Here is a 3,177-nt window from a genome sequence, read left to right as displayed (position 1 = left end):
GCAGATGGGGGCTGCGGCAAGACCGGGCGCGAGCACCTGGCCGGCTGCGGGCTGCCACGTGAAGGTGTAGCTGCCCGATACCGGGTGGCCGTCGGTCGAGACGACCTGCCAGGTCACCGTGTACTCCCCCGGCTGGCCGAGCTGGGCCGTGGTCTCGAGCTTCGGGCCGAACAGGGTGACGCAGCCGTCGCCGTAGTAGAGAGGCGCGGAGGTCGGACCGCTGATCCGCATGGCGTTGCCGGATCCGGTGCCGTCGAGGTTCAGGAGGGTGTCGTTCGTGGTGATCGTGAAGCGGCCGGGCTGCTCGGTCACCACCGAGTTCTCCGCGGGCGCGTACCCCACCGGATAGTTGTGCGCGGACGCCGGGGCGGCGGAGAACCCGAGTGTCGCGGCAACCACGGCCGCGACGCCGAGGGCGCGCAGGGACCAGTCGCGGACGTGGTTGCTTCGCATGGTTCTCTCCTAAGCCGAGTGCTTGCGGCGGGCGGTGATCGCGAGCACGAGACCGACGACTCCGACGACGAGGCCGCCGACACCGAGCACCCGGGCGAGCACGTCGGGGGCGGATGCCGCGGCATCCGTCGATTCGGAGCTCGCTTCGGCGGTGGTGTCGGTGTGGGCGGCGCCGTGCTCGTCGGAGGCGACGGCCGCGGTGACGGCGATCGACGGCGCCGGGTGCTCCGGCTCGGCCTCACCCGGGGCGGTGTGCGCGTCCCAGTTCGTCGAACCGGTGACGCAGGTCTGCACGACGGGGAACTCGAGGGTCGTGCCCGCGGCATCCGCAGGCAACATCAGGCTGAGGTCGAACGTCGTGCGCAGGCCGTCGGCCATCGGGGTGATCGCGGTGTAGACGACGGCGCCGATCCTGTCGGTGATCGAGGTGCCGTCCTCATCCGTCAGCGGGGTTGCGAGCGGGGTGGAGGTCTTCTCGACGGTCCAGTTCGGGTTGACCGTCGGCGTGACGCTGACGACGCTCTCCGGGATGGCGATGCTGATCGAGGTGGTCGGCGAACCTGCGCAGCCGTGCGGGAGCGCGAAGCTCAGCACGGAGTACGACCCCGCAGCGGCCGAGGACGGGTCGATGTCGATGTGGGCGCTCGCGGAGAGCGGGGCGGCGAGCGCGAGAATGCCGCCGGCAAGCAGGGCGGATGCCGCGAGGGCGGTGGTCTTGAACGTCACTGTGGTTCCTTAGTTGGTTGGCGGCACCGAACAACCGGGACATCGGGCTGAAGCGCACGCGACTGCCCCTGGTTCGGAGCGAAAAGCAAAACGGTCTGGTCTAGGCGAAACGCACGGTCGCCGGCGGACCGCGATGACGCATCACAGACAGGAGCACCCCGAGGTCTCGGGGCAGGAAGACGAGCGCCGGCGCCGGCCCGCGGTGCGCCGTGCGCGCGCGGACCGGCAGGCTGCCGGCGACCAGGACCCTGCGGACGACAAGACGCGCGGCCGCGACGAGGATGCCGAGCGCACGTTCCCCGTGCCGGAGGGCGACGATCGTCGCGACGGCCGCCAGTGCGTGCGCGAGCACCATCAGGGCCGCGTCGAACGGGACCGTGGACATGCCGGTCATGCCGGGCACGCCGGTCACCGGCAGCACGGCGTGGGCGCCGGGCAGGCCGGACACGCCGGACAGGCCGGGCGCGGCCGTCGCTCCCGACTGCACCGAGAGCAGGGCGGAACCGGCCGTGTGACTGTGGGCGGGCAGGGTGCCGGCCGGGGCATCCGTTCGCAGTGAACCGCCGGATGCTCCGAGGGAGAACAGGCCATGGAAGATCAACTGGCTCGCGAGCACGGCTGTCGCGGTGCGCCAGAGCGAGGCAGTGCGGCCGGCGAGGCCGATGCAGACGATGCCGGCGAACGCGAGGGAGACGACGACGGGAAGGAGACCGGGGGCCGCCCCGCCGCCGAGGGTGTGCGAGAGCGCCGCGACGAAGGTCGCGAAACCCGCGATATACCAGCCGCGGGCGAACCGTGCCCAGCGTGCGGTCATCGTTCCTCCTCCGGCTGTGTCGCTCCCACCATACCTGTGCCGGAATCGCCGTCGGCGCGAGCGATGTGTAGGCCTGAGCCTGGGCGCGCGACTCGCATAGGCTGGATGCCTATGCTCACCGCCCTCGTCGGACTCGCCGGCGCCCTCATCTATGGGAGCGCCGACTTTCTCGGCGGCCTCGCGGCCAAGAGGCTCAGTGCGGTCCTCGTGACCGCGGTCGCCGCGAGCTCAGGGCTGCTGGTCCTGCTCGTCGCCCTGCCGTTCGTGGGCGGTGTCTGGTCGCCGACCGCCGTGCTCTGGGGCGCGCTCTCCGGGCTGACCGGTGCGATCGCGATCTCCCTCCTGTACGCGTGCCTCGCGATCGGTCCGATGAGCATCCTCTCGCCCCTGACCGCCGTCGTCTCGGCGATCGTGCCGATGACCGCCGGCCTCGTCGGCGGCGAACGGCTCGCTCCGGTCGGATACGCCGCCCTCGGCCTCGCACTCGTCGCGGTCGTGCTCGTCGGCTTCGTGCCGGAGAAGGGCGCGGTTCGGCCGACGACGCTCGGGGTGCTGATGGCGATCGGGTCCGGGATCATGATCGGCGCGTTCCTGATCCTGATCGACCTGACGCCCGACGACAGCGGACTCGTGCCGCTCGTGCTCAACCGGGCAGTCAATGCCGCGATCATGTTCTCGACCGTCGGCGTGCTCGCGTTCGTCGCCGCGCACCGGCGGCGGGTGCTCGCCGGGGTCGGCGCGAGCGGCGGCGATGCGAGCGGCGGCGATGCGAGCGGCGTGAGCAGCAACGCTGGCCGGGGCGGGAGCGATCCTGCCTCCGGTTTCGGGGCCACGGATGCCGTGACTCGCGCAGCAGACCCGGCCACGGTTCCCGGCGACACCGGGAGGCGCAGCCGGTCCACCCTCACGATCGGCCTGACGCTCGCCGCGGTCTGCGGTCTCGTCGACGTCGCGGCGAACCTGCTGCTGCTCATCGGGATCCGGATCGGGGACCTCAGCGTTATCAGTGTGCTGACCGCGATGTACCCGGCCGGGACGATCCTGCTCGCTGCGGTCGTGCTCAAGGAGCGGATCGCACCCGTGCAGTGGGTCGGCCTCGGTCTCGCGCTCGCGGCGGCCGCGATGCTCGCACTCGCCTGACCCGCGGCATCCGCACCGCCCGCCCGCGGCGCCCTGCCCCCGCC

Annotated in this window: 4 protein-coding genes; 1 reads left to right on the top strand and 3 read right to left on the bottom strand. The window is 71.9% G+C overall.

The window, feature by feature from the left end:
* The 3 genes from QN350_RS19390 to QN350_RS19380 form a co-directional block, all read right to left on the bottom strand.
* Window positions 1-453 (bottom strand): copper resistance CopC family protein (locus QN350_RS19390; protein WP_323517153.1); only part of this gene is annotated, 453 nt, incomplete at its 3' end.
* Window positions 454-462: 9 nt separating this feature from the next.
* Window positions 463-1,179 (bottom strand): YcnI family protein, encoded by a 717-nt coding sequence (locus tag QN350_RS19385; RefSeq protein ID WP_322138706.1) that lies wholly within the window; start codon window positions 1,177-1,179, stop codon window positions 463-465.
* Between the two features lie 100 nt (window positions 1,180-1,279).
* Window positions 1,280-1,993, bottom strand: coding sequence for a hypothetical protein (locus QN350_RS19380; protein ID WP_323503766.1), 714 nt, complete (start codon window positions 1,991-1,993; stop codon window positions 1,280-1,282).
* A gap of 105 nt (window positions 1,994-2,098) precedes the next feature.
* Here QN350_RS19380 and QN350_RS19375 point away from each other — a divergent pair, with 105 nt between their 5' ends.
* Window positions 2,099-3,133, top strand: a complete 1,035-nt coding sequence (locus tag QN350_RS19375) for an EamA family transporter (RefSeq protein ID WP_323503767.1) — start codon at window positions 2,099-2,101, stop codon at window positions 3,131-3,133.
* Window positions 3,134-3,177: the final 44 nt, after the last annotated feature.

The organism is Cryobacterium sp. 10I5 (assembly GCF_035019865.1).
In the GTDB taxonomy this organism is placed as follows: domain Bacteria; phylum Actinomycetota; class Actinomycetes; order Actinomycetales; family Microbacteriaceae; genus Cryobacterium; species Cryobacterium breve_A.
This window is presented reverse-complemented; position numbering and strand designations above follow the sequence as displayed.